Annotated in this window: 28 protein-coding genes and 3 pseudogenes; 15 read left to right on the top strand and 16 right to left on the bottom strand. The window is 64.6% G+C overall.

Annotated features, from left to right (window positions below; all coding sequences use genetic code 11):
• Nucleotides 1–382: 382 nt before the first annotated feature.
• Genes ACWHMB_RS05770 through arsN2 form a run of 5 tightly spaced genes read left to right on the top strand, consistent with a single transcriptional unit; the run spans nt 383 to nt 3,627 of the window.
• Nucleotides 383–712, top strand: coding sequence for an ArsR/SmtB family transcription factor (locus ACWHMB_RS05770; protein WP_043567001.1), 330 nt, complete (start codon nt 383–385; stop codon nt 710–712).
• An 11-nt stretch (nt 713–723) separates the two neighbouring features.
• Complete coding sequence (locus tag ACWHMB_RS05775; protein ID WP_043567004.1) at nt 724–1,185, top strand: ArsI/CadI family heavy metal resistance metalloenzyme; 462 nt, start codon at nt 724–726, stop codon at nt 1,183–1,185.
• A gap of 12 nt (nt 1,186–1,197) precedes the next feature.
• Nucleotides 1,198–1,695, top strand: coding sequence for an arsenate reductase ArsC (locus tag ACWHMB_RS05780; protein ID WP_043567008.1), 498 nt, complete (start codon nt 1,198–1,200; stop codon nt 1,693–1,695).
• Nucleotides 1,696–1,705: 10 nt separating this feature from the next.
• A complete protein-coding gene (gene arsB, locus ACWHMB_RS05785) occupies nt 1,706–2,800 on the top strand; it encodes an ACR3 family arsenite efflux transporter (protein ID WP_043567054.1) in 1,095 nt (364 codons plus the stop codon).
• Nucleotides 2,797–3,627, top strand: coding sequence for an arsenic resistance N-acetyltransferase ArsN2 (gene arsN2, locus ACWHMB_RS05790; RefSeq protein WP_113931819.1), 831 nt, complete (start codon nt 2,797–2,799; stop codon nt 3,625–3,627). The genes arsB and arsN2 overlap by 4 nt, the downstream gene beginning before the upstream one ends.
• A gap of 12 nt (nt 3,628–3,639) precedes the next feature.
• Here arsN2 and ACWHMB_RS05795 read toward each other — a convergent pair.
• Both ACWHMB_RS05795 and ACWHMB_RS05800 read right to left on the bottom strand, forming a co-directional pair.
• A pseudogene (locus tag ACWHMB_RS05795) lies at nt 3,640–3,885 on the bottom strand (DUF1016 N-terminal domain-containing protein); the annotation flags it as partial.
• A 90-nt stretch (nt 3,886–3,975) separates the two neighbouring features.
• Nucleotides 3,976–4,295, bottom strand: a pseudogene (locus ACWHMB_RS05800) (tyrosine-type recombinase/integrase); the annotation flags it as partial.
• Between the two features lie 348 nt (nt 4,296–4,643).
• Here ACWHMB_RS05800 and ACWHMB_RS05805 point away from each other — a divergent pair.
• The 3 genes from ACWHMB_RS05805 to ACWHMB_RS05815 are packed head-to-tail and all read left to right on the top strand — an operon-like array spanning nt 4,644 to nt 6,908.
• Nucleotides 4,644–5,786: a toll/interleukin-1 receptor domain-containing protein gene (locus ACWHMB_RS05805; protein ID WP_015912904.1), complete on the top strand. Its 1,143-nt coding sequence runs from the start codon at nt 4,644–4,646 to the stop codon at nt 5,784–5,786.
• Between the two features lie 2 nt (nt 5,787–5,788).
• The gene (locus ACWHMB_RS05810) at nt 5,789–6,370 is read left to right on the top strand and encodes an SLOG domain-containing protein (protein ID WP_113931820.1); all 582 of its coding nucleotides are present in this window, start codon (nt 5,789–5,791) and stop codon (nt 6,368–6,370) included.
• A 52-nt stretch (nt 6,371–6,422) separates the two neighbouring features.
• Nucleotides 6,423–6,908, top strand: a complete 486-nt coding sequence (locus ACWHMB_RS05815; RefSeq protein WP_113931821.1) for a TIR domain-containing protein — start codon at nt 6,423–6,425, stop codon at nt 6,906–6,908.
• 16 nt (nt 6,909–6,924) lie between these two features.
• Here ACWHMB_RS05815 and ACWHMB_RS05820 read toward each other — a convergent pair whose 3' ends face one another.
• From ACWHMB_RS05820 to ACWHMB_RS05850, 7 genes are all read right to left on the bottom strand, one after another.
• Nucleotides 6,925–7,587, bottom strand: coding sequence for a uracil-DNA glycosylase (locus ACWHMB_RS05820; protein ID WP_306582524.1), 663 nt, complete (start codon nt 7,585–7,587; stop codon nt 6,925–6,927).
• On the bottom strand, nt 7,584–8,720 hold the full coding sequence (locus tag ACWHMB_RS05825; protein ID WP_113931823.1) for a nucleoside triphosphate pyrophosphohydrolase family protein: 1,137 nt from the start codon (nt 8,718–8,720) through the stop codon (nt 7,584–7,586). The genes ACWHMB_RS05820 and ACWHMB_RS05825 overlap by 4 nt, the downstream gene beginning before the upstream one ends.
• A 3-nt stretch (nt 8,721–8,723) precedes the next feature.
• A complete protein-coding gene (locus ACWHMB_RS05830) occupies nt 8,724–9,350 on the bottom strand; it encodes an Nmad2 family putative nucleotide modification protein (RefSeq protein WP_015912899.1) in 627 nt (208 codons plus the stop codon).
• Nucleotides 9,350–9,817: a TIR domain-containing protein gene (locus ACWHMB_RS05835; RefSeq protein WP_043567025.1), complete on the bottom strand. Its 468-nt coding sequence runs from the start codon at nt 9,815–9,817 to the stop codon at nt 9,350–9,352. The genes ACWHMB_RS05830 and ACWHMB_RS05835 overlap by 1 nt, the downstream gene beginning before the upstream one ends.
• An 86-nt stretch (nt 9,818–9,903) precedes the next feature.
• Nucleotides 9,904–10,206 carry a helix-turn-helix domain-containing protein gene (locus ACWHMB_RS05840; RefSeq protein ID WP_043567027.1) on the bottom strand — a complete coding sequence of 101 codons (303 nt, stop codon included), beginning with the start codon at nt 10,204–10,206 and terminating at the stop codon, nt 9,904–9,906.
• A complete protein-coding gene (locus ACWHMB_RS05845; RefSeq protein ID WP_043567059.1) occupies nt 10,190–10,573 on the bottom strand; it encodes a type II toxin-antitoxin system RelE/ParE family toxin in 384 nt (127 codons plus the stop codon). The genes ACWHMB_RS05840 and ACWHMB_RS05845 overlap by 17 nt, the downstream gene beginning before the upstream one ends.
• A gap of 139 nt (nt 10,574–10,712) precedes the next feature.
• Entirely contained in the window at nt 10,713–11,915 is a 1,203-nt protein-coding gene (locus tag ACWHMB_RS05850; protein WP_073665944.1) for a tyrosine-type recombinase/integrase, read from the bottom strand.
• Between the two features lie 260 nt (nt 11,916–12,175).
• Here ACWHMB_RS05850 and ACWHMB_RS05855 point away from each other — a divergent pair, with 260 nt between their 5' ends.
• Nucleotides 12,176–12,802: a DUF6806 family protein gene (locus ACWHMB_RS05855; protein WP_293224266.1), complete on the top strand. Its 627-nt coding sequence runs from the start codon at nt 12,176–12,178 to the stop codon at nt 12,800–12,802.
• Nucleotides 12,803–12,838: 36 nt separating this feature from the next.
• Here ACWHMB_RS05855 and ACWHMB_RS05860 read toward each other — a convergent pair whose 3' ends face one another.
• On the bottom strand, nt 12,839–14,419 hold the full coding sequence (locus ACWHMB_RS05860) for a fumarate hydratase (RefSeq protein WP_377481368.1): 1,581 nt from the start codon (nt 14,417–14,419) through the stop codon (nt 12,839–12,841).
• 112 nt (nt 14,420–14,531) lie between these two features.
• Between ACWHMB_RS05860 and fumC the strand changes: the two genes are divergently transcribed.
• Entirely contained in the window at nt 14,532–15,926 is a 1,395-nt protein-coding gene (gene fumC / locus ACWHMB_RS05865) for a class II fumarate hydratase (RefSeq protein WP_377481365.1), read from the top strand.
• Nucleotides 15,927–16,173: 247 nt separating this feature from the next.
• Complete coding sequence (gene acs / locus ACWHMB_RS05870) at nt 16,174–18,156, top strand: acetate--CoA ligase (protein ID WP_377481362.1); 1,983 nt, start codon at nt 16,174–16,176, stop codon at nt 18,154–18,156.
• A gap of 230 nt (nt 18,157–18,386) precedes the next feature.
• Here the strand turns inward: acs and ACWHMB_RS05875 are convergent, their stop codons facing one another.
• A complete protein-coding gene (locus ACWHMB_RS05875; protein ID WP_293224258.1) occupies nt 18,387–18,698 on the bottom strand; it encodes a c-type cytochrome in 312 nt (103 codons plus the stop codon).
• A gap of 107 nt (nt 18,699–18,805) precedes the next feature.
• On the opposite strand from ACWHMB_RS05875, the pseudogene ACWHMB_RS05880 reads away from it, so the two are divergent.
• Nucleotides 18,806–19,062: pseudogene (locus tag ACWHMB_RS05880) on the top strand (TIGR04438 family Trp-rich protein).
• A 6-nt stretch (nt 19,063–19,068) separates the two neighbouring features.
• Here the strand turns inward: ACWHMB_RS05880 and pdxH are convergent.
• Both pdxH and ACWHMB_RS05890 read right to left on the bottom strand, forming a co-directional pair.
• Nucleotides 19,069–19,704, bottom strand: coding sequence for a pyridoxamine 5'-phosphate oxidase (gene pdxH, locus ACWHMB_RS05885; RefSeq protein ID WP_377481357.1), 636 nt, complete (start codon nt 19,702–19,704; stop codon nt 19,069–19,071).
• Between the two features lie 19 nt (nt 19,705–19,723).
• Nucleotides 19,724–20,353 carry a gamma-glutamylcyclotransferase gene (locus ACWHMB_RS05890; protein WP_377481354.1) on the bottom strand — a complete coding sequence of 210 codons (630 nt, stop codon included), beginning with the start codon at nt 20,351–20,353 and terminating at the stop codon, nt 19,724–19,726.
• Nucleotides 20,354–20,402: 49 nt separating this feature from the next.
• On the opposite strand from ACWHMB_RS05890, the gene ACWHMB_RS05895 reads away from it, so the two are divergent.
• Nucleotides 20,403–20,939 carry an OmpA family protein gene (locus ACWHMB_RS05895; protein WP_377481351.1) on the top strand — a complete coding sequence of 179 codons (537 nt, stop codon included), beginning with the start codon at nt 20,403–20,405 and terminating at the stop codon, nt 20,937–20,939.
• A 54-nt stretch (nt 20,940–20,993) separates the two neighbouring features.
• On the opposite strand, the gene gloA is transcribed toward ACWHMB_RS05895, so the two are convergent.
• The 3 genes from gloA to ACWHMB_RS05910 are packed head-to-tail and all read right to left on the bottom strand — an operon-like array spanning nt 20,994 to nt 23,859.
• Nucleotides 20,994–21,407, bottom strand: coding sequence for a lactoylglutathione lyase (gene gloA, locus ACWHMB_RS05900; protein ID WP_377481348.1), 414 nt, complete (start codon nt 21,405–21,407; stop codon nt 20,994–20,996).
• 38 nt (nt 21,408–21,445) lie between these two features.
• On the bottom strand, nt 21,446–22,984 hold the full coding sequence (locus tag ACWHMB_RS05905) for a class I adenylate-forming enzyme family protein (RefSeq protein WP_377481345.1): 1,539 nt from the start codon (nt 22,982–22,984) through the stop codon (nt 21,446–21,448).
• A gap of 53 nt (nt 22,985–23,037) precedes the next feature.
• Nucleotides 23,038–23,859 (bottom strand): IclR family transcriptional regulator domain-containing protein, encoded by an 822-nt coding sequence (locus ACWHMB_RS05910; RefSeq protein ID WP_377542575.1) that lies wholly within the window; start codon nt 23,857–23,859, stop codon nt 23,038–23,040.
• Nucleotides 23,860–23,976: 117 nt separating this feature from the next.
• Between ACWHMB_RS05910 and ACWHMB_RS05915 the strand changes: the two genes are divergently transcribed.
• Both ACWHMB_RS05915 and ACWHMB_RS05920 read left to right on the top strand, forming a co-directional pair.
• Nucleotides 23,977–25,737, top strand: a complete 1,761-nt coding sequence (locus ACWHMB_RS05915) for an FAD-dependent monooxygenase (RefSeq protein WP_293224244.1) — start codon at nt 23,977–23,979, stop codon at nt 25,735–25,737.
• On the top strand, nt 25,734–26,747 hold the full coding sequence (locus ACWHMB_RS05920; protein WP_293224242.1) for a 3-carboxyethylcatechol 2,3-dioxygenase: 1,014 nt from the start codon (nt 25,734–25,736) through the stop codon (nt 26,745–26,747). Before ACWHMB_RS05915 ends, ACWHMB_RS05920 begins: the two co-directional genes overlap by 4 nt.
• Nucleotides 26,748–26,773: the final 26 nt, after the last annotated feature.

Consider the following 26,773-nt stretch of genomic DNA (forward strand, 5'->3'; position numbering starts at 1 on the left):
CGGCGCAGCGCAAGCAGTCAGGGGTCGCAGACGGCCGCCAGGACGCAAGCGCGCACAAGCGCGCGCCGCCCTTGACGGCGAGAACGCCGTGATACGGTGAAGGGAACAGCAAGACCGCCCACACCCCGCCCACTGCACACAGTCGGCTTTTGGGGCAAGCGGAGCGCGCAGGCCCTCAAGGGCCGGAGGCGTCAGGGATCAAGCCGGATGGCCGCGATTCGGCACGAAGCGCGGGGCGCAGCCCGCGAGCCCGACGGCGGTACGCCGGTACGCCGGTACGCCGGGACGCCGGGACGCCGGGACGCCGGGACGCCGGGACGCCATGCAGTTCTGCCTACTGATGACTTGCACAATGATTCAATAAATGTTGTATTATCGAATAATGAACGAGACCCAAGCTGTTTCCGCCCTGAGTGCCTTGGCCCATGCCCAGCGTCTGCGCGTGTTCCGCGCCCTGGTCGTCGCCGGCCCCGAGGGTTTGACGCCCAGCATCCTGGCCGACCAGCTCGACGTGGCCCGCAACACCCTGTCCTTCCATCTGAAGGAGCTGGCGCACGCCGGCCTCGTCACGATCGAGCAGCAGGGCCGCAACCTGATCTACCGCGCCGAGTACAGCCGCATGAACGGCCTGATCGGCTACCTGACCGAGCACTGCTGCCAGGGCGGCGTGTGCGAGGTCAGCCCGTCTTCCGCCATCTGCACCACCTGCTGAAAGGACTTCCCATGAAACGCTTCCACGTCCACCTGAACGTCGATGACCTGAACCGCAGCATCGGCTTCTATTCCCAACTGTTCGCCGCGCAGCCCGCGCGCACCGAGAGCGACTACGCGAAGTGGATGCTCGAAGACCCGCCGGTCAACTTCGCCATCTCCACGCGCGGCGGCAAGCCGGGCATCGACCACCTGGGCATCCAGACCGACGATGCCGAGGAACTGGCTGGCCTGAAGGCCCGCGCGCAGGCCGCCGACATGGCACTGCTCGACGAAGGCACCACGACCTGCTGCTACGCGCGCAGCGAGAAGCACTGGATCACCGACCCGCAAGGTGTGGCCTGGGAGCATTTCCACACGCTGGGCAACATCCCCGTCTTCAACGAAGCATCCCAGCCCGCAAGCGGCGCCGCTGCGGCGTGCTGCGCGCCAAGCGATGGCCGCGCCGCGAAGCCCGCTGCATCTTGCTGCTGACGCGAGGCACGCATGACGACTGAAGCCACCTACAACGCGCTGTTCATCTGCACGGGCAATTCGGCGCGTTCGATCCTCGCCGAAGGCATCCTCAACGAGCTGGGCAAGGGCCGGTTTCACGCCTGGTCGGCGGGCAGCCATCCCAAGGGCGAAGTCCATCCGCTGGCGCTCGCCACGCTGGAGCGCCTGCATCTGCCGGCGACCGGCTACCGCAGCAAGAGCTGGGACGAGTTCGTGGCGCCGGATGCGCCGGTGTTCGATTTCATCTTCACCGTCTGCGACAACGCCGCCGGTGAGGCGTGCCCGCTGTGGCCGGGCGAGCCGGTATCGGCCCATTGGGGCGTGCCCGACCCAGCGGCCGTCGAAGGCACGGAGGAACAGCAGCGCAAAGCGTTCACGGACGCCGCGATCACGCTGCGCCGGCGCATCGAGCTGTTCCTGTCGCTGCCCCTGAAAAGTCTCGATGCCATGTCCTTGCAGCGCGAGCTGCGCGACATTGGCCGCCAGTGAGGCCAGCACGATGACCGCAGGAGCCGATACCGCCGGCCGCGCGCCGGCGGCGCCCGCCATGAGCGTCTTCGAGCGCTACCTGACCGTGTGGGTGCTGCTGTGCATCGTCGCGGGCATCGCCCTGGGCCAGCTCGCGCCCGGCGCGTTCCAGGCCGTCGGCCGCATGGAAGTGGCCCAGGTCAATCTGCCGGTCGGCCTGCTGATCTGGATCATGGTGATCCCGATGTTGCTCAAGGTGGACTTCGGCGCACTCGGCCAGGTGCGCCAGCACTGGCGCGGCATCGGCGTGACGCTGTTCGTCAACTGGGCCGTCAAGCCGTTCTCGATGGCGCTGCTGGCCTGGCTGTTCATCCGCCAGGTCTTCGCCGACTGGCTTCCGGCCGACCAGCTCGACAGCTACGTCGCCGGCCTGATCCTGCTGGCCGCCGCACCTTGCACGGCGATGGTGTTCGTCTGGAGCCGGCTGACCGGCGGCGATCCGATGTTCACTCTGTCGCAGGTGGCGCTGAACGACACCATCATGGTCTTCGCCTTTGCGCCCCTCGTCGGGCTGCTGCTCGGGTTGTCGGCCATCATCGTGCCCTGGGACACGCTGCTGACCTCGGTGGTGCTCTACATCGTCATCCCGGTCATCATCGCGCAGGTGTGGCGCCGAGCGCTGCTGCGTCAGGGCCAGGCGGCGTTCGACCGCGCGCTGGCGCGCATCGGTCCACTGTCGATCGCGGCGCTGCTGCTGACGCTGGTGCTGCTGTTCGCCTTCCAGGGCCAAGCCATCCTGCAGCAGCCGCTGGTGATCGCCATGCTGGCGGTGCCGATCCTTATCCAGGTGTTCTTCAATTCCGGCCTGGCCTACTGGCTCAACCGCAAGGTGGGCGAGAAGCACAGCATTGCCGGCCCCTCGGCGCTGATCGGCGCGAGCAACTTCTTCGAGTTGGCCGTGGCAGCGGCCATCAGCCTGTTCGGCTTCCACTCCGGCGCTGCGCTGGCCACCGTGGTCGGCGTGCTGATCGAGGTGCCGGTGATGCTGCTGGTCGTGCGCCTGGTCAACCGATCTCGTGGCTGGTACGAACAGGCCCCGCGCAACGCAGCGAGACATCCGGCATGAGTATCGTCACGATCTATCACAACCCGGATTGCGGCACGTCGCGCAACACGCTGGCACTGATCCGTGCAAGCGGCATCGAGCCCACGATCATCGAGTACCTGAAAGCGCCGCCTGACCGGGAAATCCTGAAGGCACTGATCGCGCGGATGGGCATGCGCGTGCGGGATGTGCTGCGCGTCAAGGGCACGCCCTACAAGGAATTGGGCCTGGACGCCATGCATTGGAGCGACGACCAGTTGATCGACCAGATGCTGGCGCACCCGATCCTCATCAATCGGCCCATCGTGGTGTCTGCGCTGGGTGTGCGGCTGTGCCGTCCTTCGGACATTGTGGTCGAGCTGTTGCCGCAGCGGCAGGCAGGCGAGATCCGCAAAGAGGACGGCACGCTGCTCCTCATAGACGCGCCAATCGCCGGCGGCGATCCCGACCTTGCCCTGGCGCTGCAGGGGGCCGGGCTTCCCACGGATGACTTGACCGAGCCGGGACGCCGATTCTTCGCCTATGTCACGGTGTCAGGGGAGCGCGTGGGCTTTGGTGGCTTCGAGCGCATGGGCCAGAACGTGCTGGTGCGCTCCTTGGTGGTACTGCCGCAAGCGCGCCATCGCGGCATCGGCGGCGGCATGCTCGCGCTGCTGCTGCGCCGCGCCTTCGACGAAGGGGGGCGCGAAGCCTGGTTGCTGACCACGACGGCCGCGCCGTTCTTCGAGCGCGCGGGCTTCAAGCCGATGGAGCGTACAAGCGCACCGGCTTCAGTACCGGCGACGCGGCAGGCTGCGAACTTGTGTCCTGCCAGCGCGGCGTTGCTTAGGCGGTCGATCCATCTGTAGTGCAGAAGGGCGAATTTCCGAGGACACTGTCTCGGATTTCTCGGCGGGCAGCCCGTTCCCCGATTTCCGAGACAGTGCCTCGGAAATCACAGGCCGGGGGTATGCGGCGAAGAACCGCCGCATGTTCTCCAGATTGTCCGGGCTGAACCCGCGACCGAAGCGCACGGTCAGGTCGGCGGACAGCCGGGCAATCAACTGTTCGCCATATCCCGCGCGACGCTTGCCCTGTTGCTCGGCCTCCACGATGCGGCGGCCAATCTCTCAATAGCTGGCCGTCATGCCGTCGTGGATGCCGGCGTAGCCGGCAGGCAGGGGCGGCACCTTTTACTGCTTTGGGCATCCGGGCGCTCATGTCGTGGCCTCCTGGGGCTGGCGCTGCCGCGCCTTCGTGATGGTCTGGCGCCGGGGGTCGCCACCAGCTCGGCCGCCTGGCGCACAGGATTGTCCTCGGTGTGGACGTAGCGCATGAACATAGCCACGGTCTTGTGCGCTGTCAGCGCCATGCCGACCTTGAGCGGCACGCCCGAATTGGCAATGTCCGTCGCCGAGCGGTGGCGGATGCCGTGGGTGCCGACCTTCGGCACACCGGCACGGTCAAGGATGCGCCGCCACGCCTGATAGTAGGAGTGGAGGCTTAACGGCTTCTTGTGATCGAGGATCGCGGGGCAACCGGGCCCAGCACGGCGCAGCGCAAGCTGTCACAGGGTCGAAGACGGCCACGGCCGCAAGCGCCGAAGGCGCGAGGCCCTTGACGGCGAGAACGCCGTGGTACGGTGTAGGGACAGCAAGACCGTCTCCATGCGACGCATGAACTCTGGCAAGCGGAGCGCGCAGGCCTGTCCAGGCCGGAGGCGTCAGCGATGGACGCCCGTAGGGGCGAGACGCCAACGGTGGCTCGATGCGAAGTACGACAGCGCGGCCCATTCGGGGACGCCCCAAAATCGGGTATCTTTAGAAACAACAGATTCCCGTATTGGGTCTCGCTTGGTTAGAACACTGCCATTGCAAGGAACGGCATGCCAGCCCTATATCAACTTGCCCTGCTTGGAACACCAACTGCAGTTCAAATTTCCGAACTTGAAGAAGTCATCGGAAAGGCTGTCGGCATGTTCAATTTGCGGTTGGGGCATGAGATTGGATGGGAGGTTTGTCCCGATGAATTCAATCCAGACCAACAGCGATCGTCTGCTGCGGCATTTTTCGGAGGTCATGAGCCTCCTCTTGCCAATGTGGCAAGACTGCTGGCGCGAGGCATCCCATTGCTCCCGGTCGCCTCTGACGTCAATCGAGTCAGTGCAGAAATCCCCGCATTGCTGCAGCCGCTCAACTGCTTAGCATACGCCGCAGGTGGGCCGCAACGTGTCGCGTCTGCTTTGCTGGAGTGTGCTGGGCTCCTTCCTCGACAGCGCCGGGTGTTCGTAAGCTATCGTCGGGGCGAGGCTAGGGAAGCAGCCTTGCAGCTATTCGATGCGCTGTCTGCTCGGCTATTTGATGTATTTCTCGATACACATGGTATTCCACCTGCAGAAGATTTCCAGACAATGCTATGGCACCGGCTTTGTGACTCGGATGTCCTGCTGATGCTCGACACGCCAGGATATTTTGAAAGCCGTTGGACGAGTGCTGAGTTCGGACGCGCTTTGGCCAAAGGCATCAGCGTCTTGCGGGTCGGTTGGCCTGACACAACGCCTTCTGCGCGCACGGCAACGGCCAGTCGGGCGGAACTGTTACCTGAAGAAGTCGATCCGACGACCGGACGCATCGCAGACGGTGCGGTGGATCGCATTTGTCTTCAACTGGAGGAAGTTCGCAGCCAGAGTCACGCGGTTCGCTCTGTCAACCTCGTAAGCAATCTGCGCAATGCCATTCAAACAATCGGCGGCCAAGTCGTCGGAGTGGGCGCCAATAGAGCTGTATATGTCCAACTGCCCGATGGGCGGAATGTAGTTGTTTATCCAACGGTCGGTGTTCCCACGTCAACTACGCTGCACGATGCGTCTACGAACTCACCGGAACAATCCGTTGCCGTGGTCTACGATCACGTAGGTCTGCATCCCAGGTGGCTGGGCCATCTGGACTGGTTAGGACAGCACATTCACTCCGCTAGGTGGGTTAAAGCCAGCGAGGCGGGTTGGCAATTCGCGGACTGGGAGGCGTAGCCATGAGTGCAATCTTCCTCTCGGCCAGCGTGCCACTTGTAGGGCGTGGCACTTACCACGAAACCGCCGATCCATTTCTTATCCAATGTGCGGTGAGAGAACTGGTCATAGCAGTCATTCGCCAGCACAAGATCGTGTGGGGTGGGCATCCTGCGATTACCCCGATGATTTGGAGCATAAGTGAAGACTTGGGGGTCGACTACTCGCAGTCTGTTGTCTTGTATCAGAGCACGTTCTTTGCAGAAATCTTCCCTGAAGAGAACAAGCATTTCCAAAATGTAGTCTTCACCGATGCAGTCCCTAATGACAGGGCGGCAAGCTTGCTTGTCATGCGCGAACAGATGCTCTCGCGTGAGGACTTAAGCGCTGCTGTGTTTATTGGTGGAATGGATGGGGTAGAAGCTGAACATGAGCTTTTCAGGCGCTTCCATCCTGCAGCCAAGGTGCTCCCGGTGTCCTCGCCAGGCGGAGCGGCGCTGAATCTCGCCAAGGACCATAGCTATTTCACCGGGGAAGCGCTTGTCGATGTGGACTTTGCTCAGCTCTTCCATGAGCATCTGGCGGTGCCCTTGGCTGGCAAGTAGAGTCAGTTCGTTTCCCGATCCCGTGCTCTAAAAAATCAACCGAGGATTATTCATGCCACGGAAAGTTTTCTACAGCTTTCATTATCAACGCGACAGTTGGCGCGCATCCAAGATACGCAATATTGGGGTTGTAGAGGGCAACCCGTCAGCAAGCGATAATAAATGGGAAGAAGTGAAGCGAGGCGGTGATACCGCGATCAAGCGCTGGATTGACGATCAATTGCAAGGGCGGACATGCACAATTGTTTTGGTTGGTGCGGAAACGGCAAATCGCCCCTGGATTCGATATGAGATTGAGCAGTCATGGAACAGCGGAAAGGGACTCCTGGGGATACGTGTCCACAAGCTCTTGGACCACAACCAGCAACCATCAGTGGCAGGGGCCAATCCGTTCGACTCATTTACCTTGAACGACGGTAGAAAGCTATCCTCCGTCGTCCGCGTCTACGATCCGCCGGGAGGCACCAGTAGCGCGGTCTATACCTCCATCAGCGACAGCCTGTCGAGTTGGATCGAAGCAGCGATCGCCGCTCGCTAGAAGTCAGAACATCTCGTCAAAACAACGATCCGGTACTCATTGGTTGCCCATAGAGTTCCGAGATTTGCGTCTGGAACTGTGTCTGTCCTCCGTAGCTAGGGTGCCTCACGCAAATTACCGGTACAGAATCCGTGATGCGATGGGCCGCAGCGGTGGCATCATTGCCGATGGCAACGATGCGAGAAGGCTTCAGCAAGACAATGAGTTGTTGGAGCAGTTCTTCGCCGGCGCGTCTTTCGTGCGCGTTGTGCTGGCGGTTGGTGAATGGATCTCCAGATTCATGCGGATGAAGGGGAAAGACATTCCAGAGGAAGATGCGAGCATCAATGTGTTCTAGCATGCCCCATATGACCGCCGCGGTTCGTTCAGCTACAGCACTTCCTATCGTCGGCCGCTCAGCGATCAGATCGAGATTCCAGCGCTTGGCGTGCTGGCTCATGTGAACGTCGTCAGTCAGGGCTAGCCCAGTGCGGCGCCCTCCGCGATATCCGAGGTCTCTCCCGATCCAGATCGCATCTACAGGCTCCTCTGTTGCACGACGCAACATGGCGGAAAGTGCTGCAGCACGGCGACGCGGCGCATCGCGCCGATCATGGACTTCACATCGATCCGAATACGGATTGAAGCAGTCTTCGAATTGCAGCGAAGCAACTGCCTCAACGAATGGGTGGATGTTCATTTTTCAGACTCAAGTGGCATGTATTTGATGGTGCGTTGTTCTCGGTTTCCAATGATCCAGCCGCCTTGATTTTCCTTAAGCTGTCGGAAGACCGCATACCCTTCCAAGATGGCCTTTTCCCAGAGCTTCAGTGGGCACTTCTCTACCTCGTAACCACTCACGAACTCGCCGATGGTCTTGAGAATTCCGAGTGAGACCTTTTCCTGGTTCTCGAAGAAATTCAATTCTTTGGCTCTTGAGAAAATCCAAGCTGAAACCCCTTCTTCAACGACGATGGCTCGACCGCTGTCCTGCTCTTCATCGAATTTCGGATTGCTCTTTCGTTTGTGTTTGATCAATGCCCGCATCACGGGTGACCAGTGCAGGATCGCCGCATTCGCAAAATGGAAGACGTCATGGAACCGGTAACCATCGCGGTCGGCAATGTTGTCGGTTAAGGGATCTCCAATGAATACGCCATTCCATTGGAGATAACTCTTACCACTGCCTCGTTGATTGACTCGGATTCTGAATTCTCTGGGTAGCTGTTCCTCGATTCCAAATTTACTGTCGAAATCAAGGTCAACCAGATCATCTGCTTGTGGTTCCAAGAACGCGCCGCGCGCTTTCCGAAGGTTGGCGCGAGCCACTTCCGAAAATGCTAGTTCGGCCGCATGGATTGCATCCAGGTAAGCCCGCGCGAACGCGACCAAATCAGTGCGCGCAGGGGTGCTTCCCATTAGGGCTGCTGCTGACTGCCCCAAACGTGCCAGGGTGGCATCTAACGATGCAGTCGCCGCAATAGGCACTGCGATATAGGCCAATGCACCTTCAGCGATATCACTTGCAGCGCCAACATTCTTAAAATTTCCGTGGTTGGCGGCTTCCCCGAAGATATCCTCAAGAGGGATATTCAGGCGCCTGCAGATTGCAGCCAAGTACCAAAGAGTGTCGCCGAATTCTTCTTCCGCCGCTCTCTTGTAGCCAGGGTATGCTGATTTATCTCGAACGTGCTTTTTGGCCGTGGCCATTATTCCGCCAACTTCTCCATATAGCCCTTGGAGAACCGGATTGAAGTCGTTCGGATTGAGTACGTCTGTGGCTGCAATTCCCGCAGCGTAATCCGAGAGCAAGAGGGAGCCTTCCTTTTTCATCGGTCACCTGCGAAGAGTCAGCCATTCGAATGGGGCGCCTTGGTAGCCGCTCACTGCCAAGTTGCGAATCCATTGCTCAAGATTTCCAACCAATTGCGCATCGTCAAAGGCTGTGAGGCCTATTCCCGTTTTGCATAGAGGGCGACCTTGCTGATCTTGCAATTCATCAGGAAACGCAGGGCCCTCACCCCCGAAATATACGAAATCGTTGCTGATCAAAACCCTGTTGACGCCTGTATCACGGGCCACATGGTCAGGGTTGAGCGAGCCATCGGGGCGGGAGTGAAATGAGTCTCGCTGCTGCCAAGCAACCCCAGCCGCAGCCCTGAAGTAGATGTTGTCCCCGCAACTTTGCTTCCGGCTGCCATTGCGGTACGGCTTCTTGGATTCAAACCGCGGGTCTCGGCCATACTCGTCAAATGTCATTGCTTCGGTGACCCGCATCGCATACACGAGATGCCCACCGCGTCGGACACTTCGATCATTGCTTCCACTACCGACCACCCAATCGCCGATGTCAGCGCTTCTGCGGATACTGGGTTTGCAAGTCGCGAGCGTGCAGTAGCTATAGAAGGGGTTGGGTGCAAAACCACTGTCGTACCGCACTACATAGGAGTGAATACGTGTCATCAGCAGGGATGCCGCTTGAGTGGAACCGGGTCGCAGGCACCGCCGTCAGGCTTTTCCCACGAGTCCTTCCCGTTGATCGCGTCAATGATTGAATCACCGTTCCACCCAACCAAGGCGTCCGCATGTTCTTTCAGCGCATCTGGTAGGTCGCATTCCTTCTCACCATGCTCCCAAACACCAACAATGCGCTTGCCCTGTTTGGCCGCATATTCGATTTCCCAGTTCACCCAATCGCTGTTCTTGGTTTGGGGAGAGACATAGCAAATGAACACCCCAGCCCAATTGATGGCAGGCGCAAGGATCTGCGTCTTTATGTAGTGCTCATCAGTGGCATTGTTGAACTTTCCTGTATGGATCGAGGAATCCCGGACCTCCAGACCTTTCGGAGCCAACAAATCCTTGAGCTTCTGGAGCCCATGATCGTCCTTATGGACATGGCTGATGAATACATTCCTTTTGTCTGCCATCTGTCACCTCCATGGTTTTGCATGTTTTGAAGATCGTAACCGGGTTTGTGGCTGGTGCAGTAGGGGCTACTGGCCAGCTTGCTCGCTTAAAGAATTGCCTGTAGTCCCTTGTCGGCGATGACGTTGAGCAGCTTGAGGGTCGGCCCGGTGGGATGGGTTTCGCCTTGCTCCCACTTGCGCACGGTCGAGGCCGACGTGTGCAAATGAAGAGCAAACACCGGCTGGCTGAACTTCAAGGCTTCGCGCAGACGTTTGATGTCGGCAGCACTGAGTTGCCGCACCGGCGGCGGACAGATCGCGTCGAACTCGCGCATCGTCACCTTGCTGATCGCTCCCGCTTCGTGGAGCGCAGCCAAGTCGCCACGCAGGGATTCAATGATCTTGCTCACAATGCACCTCCAATAACGCGCCCGACCGCAACGCCTTCGACAAAGCCTCCGCGGACAGTTCCAGAAACACCTTACCGGCGAACTGCAGCGCCTTCTTCTCGTCTTGCGTGATGTTCGCCTTGTCGCTCTTGGGGAACCCATGCAGGAACACGTAGCGGCTACCGATGCGGGCCGACAGCAGCGTGCGGTAACCACCGCTCTTGCCGCTGCCGGGGCGTGCAACCCGCTTCTTATAGAGGAAGCCGCCCAAGTCCGCTTCAATCAGACCGCTTTCCATCTCCTGAACCGCTTTGCACAAGGCGGCATCAGGCAGCTTCTCGCTTGCCTGCCACCGCGCAAAGTCCTTTCGCTTGAGAACGCGCTTCATCTTGACCTCCAAACTATACCCGAAACGGGTACACTTTTCCAGACCCCCGCGCGATGCCCGGGCGGGGAGGGTCGCTGGGCAGATTGTCGTGACAGCGATACGACAATCTGGGCCGACAGGGCTGACCGCTGGCCACTGGTCATGTGGTCACCTCTTTCGGCTCCTGGCGCATGCCGATGACCGACTTGCGCCGGCTGGCCACCAATTCGGCCGCCTTACGTACCGGGTCGTCCTCGGTGTGGACGTAGCGCATGAACATCGCCACGGTCTTGTGCGCTGTCAGCGCCATGCCGACCTTGACCGGGATGCCGGAGTTGGCAATGTCGGTCGCTGAGCGGTGGCGGATGCCGTGGGTGCCGACCTTCGGTACGCCGGCGCGATCAAGGATGCGGCGCCATGCCTGGTAGTAGGAATGGGGGCCGAGTGGTTTGTCGTGATCGTTGATGGCTGGACAGATGTAGGGCGATTTGCCATAGCGAGGTGCGTTCGTCAGCAGCCGACGGGCTTCCTCGCTCAACGGCTTCGACATATCGCCCGTCTTGCTGTCCGGCCAGACAACCCGGCCATTGGGCAAGTCGAGCCAATCCCACTGCAACAGCAGGATTTCCGACATGCGGGCCGCGAACTCGAATTGCAGCCGGACAGCCAGCAGGTGGATCGGATGCTCCAGTTCCTCGGCCTCGGCCTTGTCCAGATAGGCGAACAGCTTGACCATCTGTTCGTCGGTGATGAGGCGGGTCGAGCCTTTCTCCGGGTACTTGGGCACGTGGCGGCAGGGATTCGAGCCGTCGGGCCGGTAGCCCCACAGCTCGGCCAGGTTGAACATCTTGCGGACAAGCGACAGCACGCGATTGGCCTGCGTCGGAGACTTCTCCATGCGCTTCATCAGCGCGGTGATGTCGTGGCGTGTGACCTCGTGAACCTTCTTGCTGCCGAAGGCCGGGATGACGAAGCTGTCGATCTGGTACTGGTAGCCGGCCTGCGTGCTGGGCTTGTTGTGCGGCCTGGAGTGGTCGTCCATGAACCGGCCGCACAGCTCCTTGACCGTCGGCGCCTTGCGGGCCTCGGCCTTGTCGAGTCCGGGGTCGCCGCCGCGCCGGACTTCGGCCAGCCAGTCTTGTGCCAGCGATCGGGCCTGTTCGACCGTCAGCTCGCCGAACTGGCCGAGGGCGGGCTTGCGCCGCACGCCGGAGTTCGTGCGGTACTGAACCATAAAGACCTTGCGGCCCGTTGGTGTTATCTTGCACAAGAAGCCCGGAACGAGCGTATCCCGGAGTTCCACGTCGCAGGTTTGCGCCTGCGCCGTGTCAACGACGGACTTGGTGAGTTTGATCTTTGCCATGAGGTGCTCCTGAAAGGCCCCGATTCCAGGGGCCGGCTAGGAGCCAGGCGGAGGGGAACCGGGGCGGTTTGCATCGCGCACCGGGATATGATCGAAGGCATTGGTCTGGCGGAAAACCTGCTACAGCAAGCCTCATCCAAGTCCAGCGTTAGCACGGTGCGGATGCCATGCTCTGGCTTAAAATCCGCCGCTTTCCCGCAAGGGAGCGTGCCGGTTCGACCCCGGCTCGGGGCACCAGCATCACACAACAGGAAAACGCCATGAATCACGACGACGCACCCTTCGAGATTCACGTGCATGGCGACGTGAAACTGCGCCCCGACGTGGGCTTCGATGCCCTGCAGGACGCCTTGAAACCCCTCTGGAAATACGCCGGTGCGCGCTCGCTGGCCGATGGCGCGGCCAGCCTGTACGAGGACGAGCCCGGCATCCGCTTCGAGCCCGCCGAGCACCTGTTGCAGATGTGCTGGACCTTGGCCGGCGACGAGGACTTTCGCCAGCAGCTCGACGACATGTGCATGAACCTCAACGAGCTCAGCGCCGCCGGCGCCTCGGTCGAGGTGACGTTCTACGACGCCGAGTACGACGAGGAGGACGAGGACGCCGGACGCGAGTCGCGCGACGACTTCCTGCTGCTGTTCGTCGGTCCCACGCCGCAGGCCATCATGCAGGCGCAGCGCGATCTGCTGGTGGAAGACGTGGTCGCCCTGATGGAGCGCCACTTCGACGGTGCCGAGCTGGGCGGCGTGGTGGGTGAGATCGACAAGCTGTTCTCGGACCGCTTCGACGCGCTGGTCGACTCGCTGCAGATCGGCAAGCCGCCGCGCGGTGCCGGTGGCGGCACGCCCGGCCACGGTGGCGGACGCCGCCCACGGCATCTGCATTGACGCGGACGCCGAGCCGCCCTTGCGGCGGCTCGTGCCTCAGGCCGGCGTGCCCGCCTTGCGCGCCGTGAAGCTCTGCACGCTGGGGAACTCGCCGCTGGCAATGCGCTTTTGCCATTCGGCCGGGCCGGTGTTGTGCACGCTGGTGCCGCTGGCGTCGACCGCTACGGTGACGGGCATGTCCACCACGTCGAACTCGTAGATCGCCTCCATGCCCAGGTCGGCAAAGCCCACCACCTTCGCGGCCTTGATGGCCTTGCTGACCAGGTAGGCGGCGCCGCCCACGGCCATCAGGTAGGCACTGCGGTTGTCCTTGATCGCCTCGATGGCGACGGGGCCGCGCTCGGACTTGCCGATCATCGCGATCAGCCCGGTCTGCTCCAGCATCATGCGCGTGAACTTGTCCATGCGCGTGGCGGTGGTGGGGCCGGCGGGGCCGACGACTTCATCGCGTACCGGATCGACCGGGCCGACGTAGTAGATGACGCGGTTGGTGAAGTCCACCGGCAGCTTCTCGCCCTTGGCCAGCATGTCCTGGATACGCTTGTGCGCGGCGTCGCGGCCGGTGAGCATCTTGCCGTTCAGCAGCAGGGTCTGGCCGGGCTTCCAGCTGGCGACTTCTTCCTTGGTCAGCGTGTTCAGGTTCACGCGCTGGCTGGTTTCGGTGTTGGGCATCCATTGCACCTTGGGCCACAGGTCGAGGCTGGGCGCCTCCAGGTAGACCGGGCCCGAGCCGTCCATCACGAAGTGCGCGTGGCGCGTGGCGGCGCAGTTGGGGATCATGGCCACCGGCTTGCTGGCGGCGTGCGTGGGGTACAGCTTGATCTTCACGTCCAGCACCGTGGACAGGCCGCCCAGGCCCTGCGCGCCGATGCCCAGCGCGTTGACCTTTTCGTACAGTTCCAGGCGCAGTTCTTCCACCTGATCGAGCTTGTCGCCGCGCGCCGCCTTGGCCTGCAGCTCGTACATGTTCAGGTCTTCCATCAGGCTTTCCTTGGCCAGCAGCACCGCTTTTTCGGCCGTGCCGCCGATGCCGATGCCCAGCATGCCCGGCGGGCACCAGCCGGCGCCCATGGTGGGCACGGTCTTCAGCACCCAGTCGACCAGGCTGTCGCTGGGGTTCATCATGATCATCTTGGACTTGTTCTCGCTGCCGCCGCCCTTGGCGGCCACCGTCACGTCCAGCTTGTCGCCGGGCACCAGTTGCACGTTGATGACGGCGGGGGTGTTGTCCCTGGTGTTCTTGCGCGCGAACAGCGGGTCGGCCACCACGCTGGCACGCAGGGTGTTGTCGGGGTCGAGATAGCCGCGGCGCACGCCTTCGTTGACGACGTCTTCCAGGCTCTGGTCGGCGGCAAAACCCTCGAAGCGCACGTCCATGCCGATCTTCAGGAACACGTTGACGATGCCCGTGTCCTGGCAGATCGGACGGTGGCCGGTGGCGCTCATCTTGCTGTTGGTGAGGATCTGCGCCATCGCGTCCTTGGCGGCGGGGCTCTGCTCGCGCTCGTAGGCGCGCGCCAGGTGCGCGATGTAGTCGGCGGGGTGGTAGTAGCTGATGTACTGCAGCGCGGCGGCGACGGACTCCACCAGGTCGGTGCAGCGGATGGTCGTGGTCATGGTGATTCCTGACGAATAGGCTAACGGGATGGGCAACGCGGGCGCCAGCAAGGTTTTGCAGGCTCTGCTACCTTGCCAGTCGACGCAAACCCTTATTTTGACAGGCCCGACCATGTCCAACCCGGATCAACCCACGCGCGCCGAGCGCGACAGCTTTGGTGAAATCGAGGTCGCCGCCGAGCGCCTGTGGGGCGCGCAGACGCAGCGCTCGCTGCAGAACTTCGACATCAGCGGCGAGCGCCAGCCGCGCGAGATCATCCGCGCGCTGGCGCTCGTCAAGCGCGCCGCCGCCACCGTCAACGAGCGCCTGGGCAAGCTGGACCCGACCAAGGCCGGTGCCATCGTGCGTGCGGCCGACGAGGTGCTGGCGGGCCAGCACGACGACGAGTTTCCGCTGGTGGTGTGGCAGACCGGCTCGGGCACGCAGACCAACATGAACGTCAACGAGGTGCTGGCCAACCGCGCCAGCGAGCTGCTGGGCGGCGTGCGCGGCGAAGAGCGCTTGGTGCACCCCAACGACGACGTGAACAAGAGCCAGTCCAGCAACGACACCTATCCCACCGCCATGAACCTGGCCGCGGTCGAGTCGATCGAGCACCGGCTGCTGCCGGCGCTGGCCGCCTTGCGCGAGACGCTGGCGGCCAAGTCGGCCGCCTTTGCCGACATCGTCAAGATCGGCCGCACGCACCTGCAGGACGCCACGCCGCTCACGCTGGGGCAGGAGTTCTCGGGCTGGGTGGCGCAGCTGGCGCATGGCGAGCAGCATGTGCGCGCCGCGCTGCCGCACCTGTGCGAGTTGGCCCTGGGCGGCACGGCGGTGGGCACCGGCCTGAACGCGCCCAAGGGCTATGCCGAGGCGACCGCCGCCGAACTGGCGCGGCTGACCGGGCTGCCCTTCGTCAGCGCGCCCAACAAGTTCGAGGCCCTGGCCAGCTGCGACGCGCAGGTGCAGGCGCACGGCGCGCTCAAGGGCCTGGCCGCCAGCCTGATGAAGATCGCCAACGACGTGCGCTGGCTGGCCAGCGGCCCGCGCAGCGGCCTGGGCGAGATCAGCATCCCCGAGAACGAACCCGGCTCGTCCATCATGCCGGGCAAGGTCAACCCGACGCAATGCGAGGCCATGACCATGCTGTGTGCGCAGGTGCTGGGCAACGACGTGGCGATCAACATCGGCGGCGCCTCGGGCAACTTCGAGCTGAACGTGTTTCGCCCGCTGATCGCGCACAACTTCCTGCAGAGCGTGCGCCTGCTGGGCGACGGCATGAAGAGCTTCAACGCGCACTGCGCCGTCGGCATCGAGCCCAACCGCGGCCGCATCGACGAGCTGGTGCAGCGCTCGCTGATGCTGGTGACGGCGCTCAACACCCACATCGGCTACGACAAGGCCGCCACCATCGCCAAGAAGGCGCACCAGCAGGGCATCAGCCTGCGCGAGGCGGCGGTGGCCAGCGGCTTTCTGACGGCCGAGCAGTTCGACGCCTGGGTGCGTCCGCAGGACATGGTGTGATTGTCACTACTTTATTGATAGCTGCTCGCGCTTGCTGCATGTGGGCTGAGTGCCGAAAAGGCTTGAAATGATCGGGTCATGGCATGAGCCCGCGGCATTTGGCGTATCGTTGACCCCGTGGGCCATGCGCGCCGCTGGGGCGGCGTGCCGGCCCCGTCAGAAGTGTGTAAGAGCGCCGCGCGATGATGCCGCCGTTCAGGCAGCGCGTCCGCGGTCCTGAGTGCAACCCATCGAGGAGACAAAGAGCATGAGTGCCATCGAATCCGTTCTGATCGAAAACCGTGTGTTTCCGCCCAGCGAGGCCCTGGTCAAGGCCGCGCGCATTTCGGGCATGGCCGGCTACGAGGCCCTGTGCGCCGAGGCCGAGAAGGACTTCACCGGCTTCTGGGGCCGCCTGGCGCGCGAGAACCTGACCTGGGACAAGCCCTTCACCCGCGTGCTCGACGAGTCCGCCAAGCCGTTCTACAAGTGGTTCGACGACGGCATGCTCAACGCCAGCGTCAACTGCCTGGACCGGCACATGGGCACCCCGGTCGAGAACAAGACCGCCATCATCTTCGAGGCCGACGACGGCGCGGTCACCCAGGTCACCTACAAGCAGCTGCTGGCGCGCGTGTGCCAGTTCGCCAACGCGCTCAAGGCGCACGGCGTCCAGAAGGGCGACCGCGTGCTGATCTACATGCCCATGACGATCGAGGGCGTGGTCGCCATGCAGGCCTGCGCGCGGCTGGGCGCCATCCACAGCGTGGTGTTCGGCGGCTTTTCGGCCAAGGCGCTGCAAGAGCGCATCATCGACGGCGGCGCCGTGGCCGTGGTCACCGCCAACTACCAGATGCGCGGCGGCAAGGAGCTGCCGCTCAAGGCCATCGTCGACGAGGCGCTGGCCATGGGCGGCTGCGAGAGCATCCGCAACGTTTTCGTGTACGAGCGCAGCGCCAGCGCCTGCCCGATGCAGGCCGGCCGCGACAAGACCTTCGCCGAGGTGCTGAAGGGCCAGCCCACCGAATGCGCGCCGGTCAGCGTCGAGGCCGAACATCCGCTGTACATCCTCTACACATCCGGTTCCACCGGCAAGCCCAAGGGCGTGCAGCACTCCACCGGCGGCTACCTGCTGCAGGCCAAGCTGACCATGGACTGGAGCTTCGACCTCCAGCCCTCCGACGTCTTCTGGTGCACCGCCGACATCGGCTGGGTGACGGGCCACACCTACTGCACCTACGGCCCGCTGGCCGCGGGCGCCACCGAGATCGTGTTCGAGGGCATCCCCACCTTCCCCGACGCCGGCCGCTTCTGGCAGATGATCGAGCGCCACAAGTGCAGCGTCTTCTACACCGCGCCCACCGCCATCCGCTCGCTCATCAAGGCCGCCGAGACCCACGACGCGGTGCACCCCAGGCACAGCAACCTGTCCAGCCTGCGCATCATCGGCAGCGTGGGCGAGCCGATCAACCCCGAAGCCTGGATGTGGTACTACAAGAACGTCGGCGGCGAGCGCTGCCCCATCATCGACACCTATTGGCAGACCGAGACCGGCGCGCACATGATCAACCCGCTGCCGGGCGCCACGCCGCTGGTGCCGGGTTCGTGCACGCTGCCGCTGCCGGGCATCTTTCCGGCCATCGTCGACGAGACCGGTCACGAGATGCCCAACGGCACCGGCGGCATGCTGGTCTACAAGAAGCCCTGGCCCAGCATGGTGCGCACCATCTGGGGCGATCCCGAGCGCTTCAAGAAGACCTACTTCCCCGAGGAGATGAAGGGCTACTACCTGGCCGGCGACGGCGCTGTGCGCTCGGCCGACCGCGGCTACTTCCGCGTCACCGGCCGCATCGACGACGTGCTGAACGTCTCGGGCCACCGCCTGGGCACCATGGAGGTCGAGTCGGCCCTGGTGGCCAAGACCGACCTGGTGGCCGAGGCGGCGGTGGTGGCGCGCCCCGACGAGCTGACCGGCGAGGCGATCTGCGCCTTCGTGGTGCTCAAGCGCTCGCTGCCGCACGGTGCCGAGGCCGACAAGATCGCCAAGGAGCTGCGCGACTGGGTGGCCAAGGAAATCGGCCCCATCGCCAAGCCCAAGGACATCCGCTTTGGCGAGAACCTGCCCAAGACGCGCTCGGGCAAGATCATGCGCCGCCTGCTGCGCTCGCTGGCCAAGGGCGAGGCCATCACCCAGGACACCAGCACGCTGGAAAACCCGGCCATTCTGGACCAGCTGGGCCAGACCCACTGAGAGGCTGAGAGTCTCTTGCTCATGCCCGCTGATCACGCCCAAACGCACCCACTCGGCGTTGCAAATGCTCGCCGTAGCTCGAGCTACGGCTGTGCTTTGCGCCTTGATTGGGCGCATTTGAGCGCGCTCCTCGGGCACGCTCAAAAAACTCTCAGCCTCTGAGCCGATTCTTGCGTCAAATCAAAAAAGCCTGCGCGATGCGCAGGCTTTTTTGTGGCGGATTAGAGACGTTACTTCAGGCTCAGAATCCAGGTGGCCAGGCTCTTGGCCTCGGCCGCGTTGACGTTGGTGTTGGGCGGCATGGGCACGGGGCCCCAGGTGCCCGAGCTGCCCTTCATGATCTTGTCGGCCAGCATGTCGACTGCGCCGGCCTGGCCGCCGAACTTCTTGGCCACGTCCTTGTAGGCCGGGCCCACCACCTTCTTGTCGATGGCATGGCAGGCCATGCAGTTTTTGGCCTTGGCCATGGCTTCGTCGGCCATGGCGGGCGTGGCGGCGGCCACGGCGGTCAGGGCAGCCAGGGTGAGCAGAACACGCTTCATAATGTTTCCTTTATCGAGAGAGTCAACTTGCCAACTTTCAACGCGATTGTAGGGTGACACGTTGACCCGGCGGGCAAATCCCCCACGGGGGGCAGGAGGAATACACCATGTACTTGTTGGGCCTGGGCGTCGTTTTGTTGCTGCTGAAGTGGCAGGAGATCGGCGTCGTCGCCGGTGGTCGTGGTGGTGGGTGCTGGCGCCCTTTGCCGGCGCCGCACTGTGGTGGGCCTGGGCCGACTGGTCGGGCTACACCAAGCGCAAGGCCATGGAGCGCGACGACCAGCGCAAGCTCGACCGCATCAATCGCCACCGCGAGGCGCTGGGGCAAAAGCCCAAGACGGCGGTGCCGCCGCGCCGGCGCTGAGGTGCTTCAGGGCGCCAGGCGCTCGCGCACCCAAGTGCCGCCGTCCAGCCGATAGCGCAGCCGGTCGTGCAGCCGGCTCTTGCGACCCTGCCAGAACTCCCAGCGGTCGGGCACCAGCCGAAAGCCGCCCCAGTGCGGCGGACGCGGCGGCTTGAGCAGGAAGCGCGCGCCGTATTGGGCAGCTGCGCTGACCAATACGGCCCGGTCCCTGATCACCTGGCTTTGTGGGCTGGCCCAGGCGCCGATGCGGCTGTCCAGCGGGCGGCTGGCGTAGTAGGCGTCGCTTTCGGCATCGTCCACCTTCTGCACCCGCCCTTCGATGCGCACCACGCGCTCCAGTTCGACCCAGTGGAACTGCAGCGCGGCAAACGGGTTGCCCGCCAGTTCCTGGCCCTTGCGGCTGTCGTAGTTGGTGTACCAGACGATGCCGCGCGCGTCGAAGCCCTTGATCAGCACGATGCGCGTGCTGGGGCGCAGGTCGCTGCCGACGGTGGCCAGGGTCATGGCGTTGGGCTCGGCCACCTCGCCGCGGCGCGCCTCGTCGAACCATTGGCCGAACTGGGCCAGCGGGTCGGCCTGCGAGGCGGATTCGGACAGTTCGGCGCGCTCGTAGCTCTTGCGCAGTTGGGCGATGTCGTTCATGGGCGATGCGCTTCGGTACTCATTCGTCGGCGTAGTGCAGCAGCCGGCTCAGCTGAAGGTCCTTCACGCCATGGGCGTGCAGGCTGTCCAGGGTCTGGCGCGCATAGTCCAGCGTGCTGCCGTAGCGCCCGTGTGCGTGGCGGAAGATGTCGCGGTACTGGCCGGGCGTGAGGGCGCCGGTGTACGACGGGCTGCGCCGCGACAGGGTGAAGGCCAGCGCCTGCACCGGCCCGTGCGGCGTGCTGCAGGCCAGCCAGCGCGGGTCGTACACGGCGCTGGGCATTTCGCGCGCCCACAGGCGGTCGAACACGGCGTCGGCCTCGTGCGTGGGCACGCGGTAGACGACGCCCTGGCAGCTGCCGCCGGGCAACAGGGCAAACACCAGGCCGGGTTGCTCGGGCGTGCCGCGGTTGACGCGGCTCCACATGGCCAGCGCGCGATGCCAGCCGTGCACGCGCGTGGGGTGCCGCTCGGCGGGGTCGAAGTCGGGCCGCCAGATCAGCGAGGCATAGCCGAACACCCACAGCGGGCCGCGCGCACCGGCCTGTCGGCGCCACTGGTCGCGCGTGACTTCGCGCATGTGCTGGGGATCGCGCCCCGGCGGGCGCAGGTGCTCGTAGGCGGCGTAGGCGTCGGAATCGGTGCGCATGAAATCAATTTATACAATGACGGGTTTGGAATGTCTGGAGCACAACAACATGTCAACGCAAAACGATGAATCGCACGGCCTGGTCCTGGGCGTGGTCTTCGGCCTGATCGTGCTGGTCATCAGCCTGATTTTCGGCCTGGTGCTGGGCCGTGGCGCGGGCCGTGTGGCGGCGCCGGCCGCCGCGGCTCAGGCGGCGGTCATGCCGCCCGCGACCGCGACGGTGGCCGCGGCGGGCGCGACCGAGACCGTCGCCAGCGACGCGGCCGGGGTGCAGGTGCAGGGCGAGGTGGTCAAGTTCTTCTTTGCCAGCGGCAAGACCGAACTGGCCGCCGGCGCGCCCGACGCGCTGGGCGTCATCGTCAAGGGCGTGGCGGCCGGGCGCAAGGCGGTGATCAGCGGCTATCACGACGCCACCGGCGACGCGGCCCAGAACGAAGAGCTGGCCAAGCAGCGCGCGCTGGCGGTCAAGGGCGCCCTGGTGGCGCTGGGCATCGGCGAAGACAAGATCGAATTGCGCAAGCCCGAGGTCGGCACCGCCAGCGGCAGCAACGCCGAGGCGCGGCGCGTCGAGGTGACGCTGGAATAAGAGGCCAGGCAGCGCCCAGCAGACGAGAACCCGGCCGCGAGCCGGGTTTTTTTCTCAGCGCAGACCGCCGCCGGCCGCGCCCTCGGCGCGCTGGATCAGCTCGATCTTGTAGCCGTCGGGGTCGGTGACGAAGGCAATCACCGTGGTACCGCCCTTGACCGGGCCGGCCTCGCGCGTGACCTGGCCGCCGGCGGCCTTGATCCTGTCGCAGGCGGCGTGGGCGTCGGGCACGGCAATGGCGATGTGGCCGTAGGCCGTGCCGATGTCGTAGCTCTCGGTTCCCCAGTTGTAGGTCAGCTCGATCTCGGCCTGGCCGGGGTTGCCGCCCTCGTAGCCGACGAAGGCCAGCGAATACTTGTATTCGGGGTTTTCGGAGGTGCGCAGCAGTTGCATGCCCAGCACCTGGGTGTAGAAGTCGATGGCGCGTTGCAGGTTGCCGACGCGCAGCATGGTGTGCAGGATTTTCATGCCGCCATTGTGCCCGCGCGGCCCGGGCCGGGTGGCCGTCAGCCGGCGGTGTGCAGCCGCTCGCGCAGGACGGTCTTGAGCACCTTGCCATAGTTGTTCTTGGGCAGCTCGCTCACGAAAACATAGCGCTTGGGGCGCTTGAAGCGGGCGATCTGCCGCAGGCAATGTGCATCCAGCGCCGTTGGGTCTGGTGCGGCCAGGCCGGCAGCAGCGACGATGAAGGCCACCACGTTCTCGCCCCACTGGGCGTCGTGCTCGCCGACCACGGCCACCTCGAGCACGCCGGGAGCGGTGAGCAGGGTTTCCTCCACCTCGCGCGGGTAGATGTTGCTGCCGCCGCTGATGATCAGGTCCTTGCTGCGGTCCTTCAGCGTCAGGTAGCCGTCCTCGTCCAGCGCGCCCATGTCGCCGGTGAAGAGCCAGCCGTCGCGGATGGCCGCCGCCGTGGCCTCGGGGTTGTTCCAGTAGCCAGTCATCACGCTGTCGCCGCGCACCAGCACCTCGCCGATCTCGCCCGGCGGCAGGTCACGCCCGGCCGCGTCGGTCACGCGCACGCGCACCGGGGTCTGGGCCACGCCGATGCTGGCCAGGCGCTGCCGGTGGCGCGGGTGCGGCGTGTCGCCCAGGTCGGCGCGCGAGAGCACGGTGCCCACCATGGGCGTTTCACCCTGGCCGTAGATCTGCACGAAGCGCGGGCCCATCACCTGCAGCGCGCGCTGGATGTCGGCCAGGTACATCGGCGCGCCGCCGTAGACGATGGTCTTGAAGGCGCGCGCGCAGTCGGCGGGCGACAGGCCCTCGTGCTGCGCGTGGTCGACCAGGCGCCCGACGATGGTGGGCGCGGCAAACAGCGACAGCGGCCCGACGGCGTGGCCCAGCGCAAACAGTTCGGCGGCGTCGAAGCCGCCCGAGGCCGGCACCACGTGACGCGCGCCGGCCATCAGGTGCGGGATCGAGTAAAGCCCCGCGCCGTGCGAGATGGGGGCGGCGTAGGCAATGGCGTCCTGGCGCGCGACCGGATCGACGTCGACGTGATAGCCCAGGCCCATGGTCATCAGGTTGCGCTCGCTCAGCATCACGCCCTTGGGGCGGCCGGTGGTGCCGCTGGTGTAGAACAGCCAGGCGGTGTCGTCGGGCGCGCGCTCGGCCACCGGCACGGCCAAGGGGTCGGGCGCCTCGGCCAGCAGCGCGTCGGCGGCGGGCGAGTCCAGCTCGACCTGGCGCTCGATGCCGGCCAACGGCGCATCGGCCACGTCGGCCGTGACGAAGGCCCAGCGCGCGCCGCAGTTGGCCACGATCCATTCGACCTCGCGCGGGTGCAGCTTGGCGTTGACCGGCACCGCCACCAGGCCGGCCCACCACAGGCCCCACAGCACTTCGAGGTAGCGCGGGTGGTTGTGCGCAAACAGCAGCACGCGCTCGCCCGGCTGCAGGCCGGCGGCGCGCAGGCGCTCGGCCAGACCGGCGCTGCGGGAGGCCCATTGACGGTGACTGGCGTGCACGCGCGCGCCGTGCAGGATGGCGTCGCCGTGCGGCTGGCGGCGCGCCTGCCGGATCAACAAGTGAGGGAGTGACATTGGACGGGTTCCGTGCGGAAGGGGATGTGGGAGTGGTGTCCGGCGATGGGCGCTCATTCATGCTTCATGCGAGCCACGCCGATCGAAATCTCGTCCGCCAACGAACGCAGCAGAGGAACGTGGCGCGTAGCAATCTGGCGCTCGGACACGGCATCGCGATGCAAGATCAGATTGACCGCGCCGATGGCGTGGCCTGCGCTGAGGATGGGCATGGCGATGGCGGTCACGTGCGGCTCCATCGCCCATTCGGTGCGGTTCATCGCATAGCCGCGCTTGCACGTCTCGCGCAGGATACGCCGCACGTAGCCGGAGTCGCGTGCCATGTCGCCGATGGCGTCGGTACGCGAACGCAGCAGCGCCAGGGTGGCTTCACGCGCATCGGCGTCGCACCATGCCAGCCAGGCGCGGCCGATGGCTGACACCAGCATCGGGATGCGGATGCCGATGGTGGCGCGGTGCTGCGACAGCAGGCTGTTGCGGTGTGTGGATTCGCGCACGATCATGAAACCGGCGTCGGGTGTGGCCAAGTCGCTCGGCCACGAGAGTGCCTTGACGTGCTCCTTCATCAGGGGAGCGGCCACCTGGTCGATCCACGATGCGGCGACGTAGCCTTCGGACAGGTGGCGCACCTCGAAGCCCAGCGAATAAGAGGTGCCCTCGTCTTTCAGGTGCACCAGGCCTTCGGCCCGCAGCGTCTCCAGCAGCCGTTTGACGGTCGTGCGGTGGATGCCGGTCTTGCGCGCCAGGCTGGCCACGGTGCCGATGCCGGCCGGCAACTCGTTCAGCGCGCGCAGTACGGCCAGCCCGCGCGTCAAGCCGCGAACCTCCTTGTATGCCCGGGCATCCCCGACAGCGCTGCGCAGGCGATCATTCATGGTGCACTCAGTGCACACACTATACGGCGCCACGACCTTTTCTGAAACTGGCTGTCGCTGCGGGAACTGGCGATGCGTGCCCTGCCTGCCGGACCGCGATAACGAACAGAGGACGACATGACTTCGACATTCGATACTGATGTGCTGGTGGTGGGCGCGGGCCCGATGGGCGCGACCACGGCGTTGGCGCTGGCGCGCGAGGGCGTGCGCGTGCAGATGGTCAACCGCTACAACTGGACGGCCTCCACACCGCGCGCGCACATCACCAACCAGCGTGCGGTCGAAGTGCTGCGCGATCTCGGCGTCGAGCCGGAGGCGCGGCAGTTCGCGACGCCGTGGGAATGGATGGGCGACACGCTGTTCACCACCAGCCTGGCCGGCCCCGAGGTCGCGCGCCTGCGCACATGGGGCACGGGCGACAAGCGCATCGGCGACTACCTGCAAGGCAGCCCGTGTCCGATGCTCGACATTCCGCAGGATCGCATGGAGCCGATCCTGGTCAAGCACGCCGCTGCCCACGGCGCCGTGCTGGCCTTCAACACCGAGTACGTCGGGCACGAGCAGGATGCCGACGGCGTCACCGTGACGCTGCGCGACCTGTCTTCCAGTCGCGAGCGCCAGGTGCGGGCACGCTACCTGGTCGGCGCCGACGGTGCGCGCTCAAAAGTGCTGGACGACGCGGGACTGAAGGTCGAAGGCCAGTTGGCCCGCGCCGCCACGGCCTATGTGCTGTTCCGTGCCGACCTGACCCGCTACGTGGCGCACCGGCCCAGCATCCTGTACTGGATCGTGACCTCCAACGCAGCCTTCGGCGAGATCGGTCAGGGCCTGCTGCGTGCCATTGATCCGTGGACCAAGTGGATCGCCGGTTGGGGCTTCGACATGGCCCAGGGGGAGCCAGACTTCTCGCCTGAGGAAGTGCTCAGGAAGGTGCGCGTCCTGGTGGGCGATCCCGCACTGGAGATCGAGGTCGAGAATACCTCGGTGTGGTACGTCAACCAGGCGCATGCGCCGGTCTATTCGAAAGGCCGCGTGTTCTGTGGCGGCGATGCGGTGCACCGGCATCCGCCGTCCAGCGGCCTGGGCTCCAACACCTGCATGCAGGACGCTTTCAACCTGGCCTGGAAGTTGGCCTACGTGTGCAAGGGCCACGCGGGTGAGCGGCTGCTGGACTCCTACAGCCTGGAGCGCGCTCCGGTGGGCGCGCAAATCGTCGCGCGCGCCAACCAATCGCGTGTCGATTACGCACCGCTGAACGCGTGCTTTCGCAACAAGGCGGCCGCTGATCCCGTGGCCGCAGGGCTCGCCCAACTGGCTGACCCCGGGCCGGAGGGTGTGGCACGACGCGAGGCGCTCGCCCGAGCGCTGGAGTTGAAGAACACCGAATTTAATGCGCAGGGCGTGGAGATGAACCAGCGCTGCGCATCCGACGCCGTCATCTCCGACCCGCAGGCCGGCGAGGAAACCTGGCGGCGCGACCCGCAGCTTTACCTTCAGGCCACCACGCGCCCCGGCGCCAAGATCCCGCACGCCTGGTTGATCGGCAAGGACGGCCGGCGTGTGTCCACTCTGGACTGTACCGGCAAGGGTCGTTTCACCGTGGTCACGGGCATTGCGGGTCAGGCATGGGCGCAGGCAGTGCAGACACTGGCGCTGCCCTACCTCGACGTGTTGGTGATCGGCACGCTTGGTGCTCAGGACGTCTACGCCGATTGGCATGGCGTGCGTGAGATCGAGGAGGAGGGCGCGTTGCTGGTGCGCCCCGATGGCGTGGTGGCGTGGCGCAGGGCCACCGGCGTGTCTGATGTGCAGCAGGCGCGCAGCGAACTGATCGCGGTGTTGTCGAAGATATTGGCCATGCCGAAGGAGTTGGCATGACCACCGCCGGACCGCTCCAAGATGAGCGTACCTCAGGCCGTCAGGCCGAAGGTGGTTCAACGAGCGCGCGCGCCTTCGTCGGCCTGTCGCACTCGCCGCTGATGGGACTTAATCCCATCTCGCCGACGGTAGAGCGCGAACTTCAATTTGCCCTGGCAGAGTTGCGTGAGCAGGTGCTGGCGTTCCAGCCAGAACTAATCGTGTTGGTCGCGCCAGACCATTACAACGGCTTCTTCAACGAGCTGATGCCGCCCTTTTGCATCGGCACTGAGGCCGAATCGGTGGGCGACTATTTGACGCCGCCCGGATCTCTCAACGTCGACACCGTTACTGCCGTGACCCTGGCGGAGCGTTTGATGGATGAAGATTTCGACATCGCCGTCTCGCGCCGCATGGTGGTCGACCATGGTTTCGCCCAGCCCTTGCAGATGCTCTGGGGCGATCTGGATACGCCGCCCGTTCTGCCCTTGTTCGTGAATGCGGTCGCCGCGCCAGGCATTCCGCGCTTGCGTCGTTGTCGCGCGCTGGGCGCGGCGATTGGGCGCTTCTTGCAGGGCGAGCCGCGCCGCACGCTGCTGATCGGGTCGGGTGGCCTGTCGCACGAGCCGCCGGTACCCACCCTGGCCGATCCCGATCCGGCCGTGCGCGAGCGCATCACGGCGCGCCAGCGTCCGACGCAGCCCGAGCGCGACGCCAAGACCCGGCGCGTGATGGCGGCCGGCATGGCACTGGCGAGCGGCCAGAGTCCGCTGCGGCCGCTGAACCCGGAATGGGACCGCCGCTGGATGGACGCGTTGGCCGGCGAGGTCGGGGCGATCGATGGCCTGTGCGGCATGACCGAGGAGGAGGTCGCGCGCGATGGCGGGCGCTCCGCCCACGAATCGAAGAGCTGGCTGGTGGCACGCAGCGCACTGCCTGGCGACGGCCGGCCGCACTGCACCTTCCGTCATTACCAGGCGATTCCCGAATACATCGCCGGCTTCGGGGCCATGATGCTCACGCCGGCCTGAACGCCATTTTTGAACCAAAGGAAGAA

It is taken from the genome of Ottowia pentelensis (genome assembly GCF_964341695.1).